Source organism: Pedobacter sp. 10L46_2 (genome assembly GCF_056395165.1).
On sequence record NZ_JBFTIZ010000374.1, the window covers coordinates 1 to 3733 of the forward strand.

Sequence of the window (3733 nt, forward strand, 5' to 3'; positions counted from 1 at the left end):
ATCCTGTAGGGTTCCTATTTTTTCATTAGAGTGTATAAACGCCTCTGTAAACAAACAGAACCAGCCTTCCTGATCATCTGAAGCTGCTTCCCACGAATATGGAATTACCGGATTTGAAAAAAGTAATGCAGGCCTATCAATTTCAATCCATTTATCGGCATAATGTAATTTGCCCTTACCTATTATAAGTGATACTTTATAAAAATCACGTCTTATGTAAGGGGCATTGTTAAGGCATGATCTACGCTCAAACACATTAAAATGCCCTGCGCCAGCATTGTGAAGTGAGAGTCCTAACGGATTTGCCTGTGGTACCCGGCTATAAAACTCTTGTAGAGATTCAATTTGTTCCATTCAACAAAAATTATAAAATTCAAACAGATATAAAGTTGCGGTTTCTTACAATTTCCTCCGTCGTCTTCATGTCATTAAATACCGTCTGCGATTTAATTTACTAAAAAGGGCGCTTCAATTGTATCTGCATCCTTAAGTACAAGATCTGTTAATGATTGGATTAATTTATTTACAAGACCTAAGGTTAACTGATCGGTTATATTACCCTGCTCGTCTATTTTACTCTTAATACCTGGAATTAAAAGCTGTGTATCTACTGTCATCTTTGACTCTATAATTAAAAGTGTACCCAATAAAGAAGCATGCGCTTTTTCTCCAGATAATGACGCGGTGATTAATGCGACGGGTTTTTTAGAAAATTCCATTGACGAAACCGTCCAGTCAATCGCATTTTTTAAAGTACCAGGCACTCCCATAGCATACTCTGGAGTACAGATCAATATTGCATCCGCAGCTTTAAGATGCTGCCTGAAATCGGCAACTTGTATTGGTGGTGTCTCCAGATCGAGATCAGGATTAAATTGAGGAATATCAGATAGGCCTTCAAAAATGTTTATTTCAAAAATATCAGAAGTTAACCGAGCAATTCCTTTTATCAGATTAAGATTAGAAGATGTCTTTCTAGTGCTTCCGGAAATGGCTATTACTTTAATTTTACGGGACATAATAAGTTTTTTCTATTTTGTACACTAAAGTCTATTAGCAAGTCTCTTATTAATTTCGTCAAGCAGATACTCTTTGGGATCTGATGAATACTCCCAAAACATTACTCCCGCCAGACCATGTTCTTTTACATACTTGCATTTATTCTTTACGGATTGCTCATCTTCATAGGTAATAAAAGTCTTGTTCTTTTCATTAAAAAGATAAGGCGCTTTTGCCCCCTTATCTACAAATCTTTTGTAACCATTTTTATTAATAAGGCTATCTTTTAAAAGTGTATAACCCTTTCCAAATTGACCAGAAACAACTTTATCTCCAAGCCCTTTCTTACCACTTTCATCAATTTTAAAATTGCGGCCATAAAATGCTATTCCCATAACTAATTTATTGGCAGGAACGCCCGCAGCTATAAAAGCTTTTATCGTTTTATCAGCAGAGCTATTAGACGCTATCTTTTTTGAATCGTATAAATTAGCATGATGACTGGCCGTACCACCGCCAGTATACAAGTCGTAGGTCATCAGATTAACGTAATCCAGATATTGTTGAGCTTTCCCCATCTCTGAGGTATTCAAAAAATCAGTAAAACCACCAACAGCAGTACTAAGAAGCTTCTTTTGACCTGTCTCCTTCTGAAGTACATCTAATTCTTTACGGATCGCCTGAAACATTAATGTGAAATTCTGCTTATCCTCGGGTCTATACACATTACCTTCTTCTCCTGGCCGGGCAGGATACTCCCAGTCGATGTCTACTCCATCCAGATTATACTTTCTTATAATATCTACTGAACTCTGTGCAAATTCAGCTCTGGAGGAATCGGTTAATACCGCATCCGAAAAGTTCTCACTCCATGCCCATCCACCTATTGAAATAAATATCTTAAGATCAGGATTCTTTTGTTTTAACAGATTTAATTTTCTAAAATTTACAGTATCCGTCTTCAGGTTTCCTAAAAATGCACTATTGCCTTTTACATTTACAAAGGCATAATTTATATGCGTAAGTTTTTGGGCAGCAATCTTATCGGTATTTATTAACCCTCTAAATCCGGCAACGTATCCAATTATTACTGGTTTACTTTTTACGGAATCTGATTGAGAAAATGCATTAGTTACCAGGAGTAAAATGGTGGTTAAGCCACAAACAGAGAACTTGAGATACTTTTTCATAAACTTAAATAGGAATATAAATATAATCCTATTTAAGTAATTTAACCTCATAAAGATCATTACGCCTGTCCTTAAGTATCCTAACGGTACCAAAATGATGAATTTCATCAAGCAGGTGTAGGTCAACATCTACAACCAACATCATTTCTGTATTGGGTGTCGCTTCAGCTTTAACAGCATTGGTAGGAAAAGCAAAGTCAGAAGGTGTAAATACTGCCGATTGCGCAAACTGAATATCCATGTTGTTTACTTTAGGCAAATTCCCTACACAGCCGGCAATAGCCACATAGCATTCGTTTTCTATGGCTCTGGCTTGTGCACATCTTCTTACTCTGGTGTATCCATTTTGAGTATCGGTAAGAAATGGAACAAATAGAATCTGCATTCCCTGATCGGCGTAGATGCGGCTCAACTCCGGGAATTCGACATCATAACAAACCAGAATCCCTACTTTCCCGCAGTCGGTATCAAATACCTGAATTTTATCACCCCCAACCATACCGTAATATTTCCGTTCATTTGGAGTAATATGAATCTTTCTATATTCATCTGTTTTTCCGTTTCTGTGGCAAAGATAGGTGGCATTGTACAGCTTATTATCTTCTAATATTGGCATACTGCCCGAAATGATATTTACATTGTATGAAACCGCATATTCCTGAATTTTAATAACAATCTCTTCGGTAAGTTCTGCAAGTTTACGCATCGCCTCCATTTCTGGCAAGTGATTGTAAGGCTGTAAAAGCGGAGTATTAAAAAATTCCGGGAACATAATAAAATCGGATTTGTAACCGCTCACAGCATCTACAAAAAATTCTACCTGCTCATAAAAAGCATCCATGGTAGGGAAAAGACGCATTTGCCATTGAACCAATCCTATACGAATGGTTTTTGCAGATCTTGCCGAAGCATCAACTCCCTGATAATAAATATTATTCCATTCAATCAGCGTTGCAAATTCTTTAGATTCATGATCGCCCGGAAGGTAGTTTTTTAATACCTTTCTTACGTGAAAATCATTAGATAATTGAAAGGTAAGTGTTGAATCGTATAATTCCTTAGCTTTTACTTTATCGATATACTGTCTTGGGCTTAGTGTATCGGCATGTTCATGATAGCCGGGGATGCGCCCGCCGGCAATGATGCTCTTTAAATTTAAGCTTTCACAAAGTTCCTTTCTGGCTTCATAAAGCCTGCGGCCTAAGCGCAGACCGCGATATTCAGGCGAAACAAAGATTTCTATTCCGTATAAGGTATCTCCATTGGGATCATGGGTAGAAAATGTATACCTACCGGTTATCATTTGATAGGTGTGTTTATCTCCATACTCATCATAGTCCACTATAATAGATAATGAGCAGGCCACTACTTTCTCGTCTACAGCAATGCACAACTGGCCCTCAGGAAATAATTTTAATAGTTTAGCGATAGTTTGCTTGCTCCAGATTTGTCCTCCCAGGGTATCATATGCCTGCTCCATAGATTCCTTTAGGTCACTATAATCTTCGAGCGTCAATTTTCTAATTTCAATATTCATGAGTACG

The 3733-nt window shown here is 37.4% G+C and carries 3 protein-coding genes and 1 pseudogene; all 4 read right to left on the bottom strand.

The annotated features are described in order from the left end of the window. A pseudogene (locus tag AC1DDX_RS25200) lies at window positions 1–354 on the bottom strand (AraC family transcriptional regulator); the annotation flags it as partial. A 92-nt stretch (window positions 355–446) separates the two neighbouring features. Then, the gene (locus AC1DDX_RS25205) at window positions 447–1019 is read right to left on the bottom strand and encodes an NADPH-dependent FMN reductase (protein ID WP_288883910.1); all 573 of its coding nucleotides are present in this window, start codon (window positions 1017–1019) and stop codon (window positions 447–449) included. Between the two features lie 24 nt (window positions 1020–1043). Further along, window positions 1044–2189 carry a glycoside hydrolase family 18 protein gene (locus tag AC1DDX_RS25210; RefSeq protein WP_288883911.1) on the bottom strand — a complete coding sequence of 382 codons (1146 nt, stop codon included), beginning with the start codon at window positions 2187–2189 and terminating at the stop codon, window positions 1044–1046. Window positions 2190–2217: 28 nt separating this feature from the next. Then, the gene (locus AC1DDX_RS25215) at window positions 2218–3726 is read right to left on the bottom strand and encodes a bifunctional GNAT family N-acetyltransferase/carbon-nitrogen hydrolase family protein (RefSeq protein ID WP_172662453.1); all 1509 of its coding nucleotides are present in this window, start codon (window positions 3724–3726) and stop codon (window positions 2218–2220) included. Window positions 3727–3733: the final 7 nt, after the last annotated feature.

What these genes read in the sequence shown, in the direction of transcription:
- AC1DDX_RS25205 (WP_288883910.1), bottom strand. Translation starts at nt 1,019, where the DNA reads ATGTCCCGTAAAATTAAAGTAATAGCCATTTCCGGAAGCACTAGAAAG.
- AC1DDX_RS25210 (WP_288883911.1), bottom strand. Translation starts at nt 2,189, where the DNA reads ATGAAAAAGTATCTCAAGTTCTCTGTTTGTGGCTTAACCACCATTTTA.
- AC1DDX_RS25215 (WP_172662453.1), bottom strand. Translation starts at nt 3,726, where the DNA reads ATGAATATTGAAATTAGAAAATTGACGCTCGAAGATTATAGTGACCTA.